At 37.3% G+C, this 263-nt stretch carries 1 protein-coding gene; it reads left to right on the top strand.

What is annotated here, in order from left to right; all coding sequences use genetic code 11:
- Positions 1–263: ISL3 family transposase (locus tag ADH81_RS00765; protein ID WP_049525802.1), on the top strand; the 263-nt coding region annotated here is incomplete at both ends.

Below are 263 nucleotides of genomic sequence, written 5' to 3'. Positions count from 1 at the left end.
TTCAGAATAAAGAGCCCGAGAAATTTTTCGGACTCATTGAGGACAATCTAAAGCAGGTTCATCATCTTTTTCAGACTGTCTTTAAAACCTTTCTAAAGGACAAAGAGAAAATCGTCAACGCCCTTCAGTTACCCTACTCCAACGCAAAATTGGAAGCAACGAATAATCTTATTAAACTCATCAAGCGCAATGCCTTTGGCTTTAGGAACTTTGACAACTTTAAGAAACGAATTTTCATCGCTCTGAATATAAAAATGGAGAGG

It is taken from the genome of Streptococcus pseudopneumoniae (genome assembly GCF_001072925.1).
In the GTDB taxonomy this organism is placed as follows: Bacteria; Bacillota; Bacilli; order Lactobacillales; family Streptococcaceae; genus Streptococcus; species Streptococcus pseudopneumoniae_Q.
The sequence above is the reverse complement of the archived record's forward strand: the minus strand, read 5'-3'. Positions and strand labels throughout refer to the sequence as shown.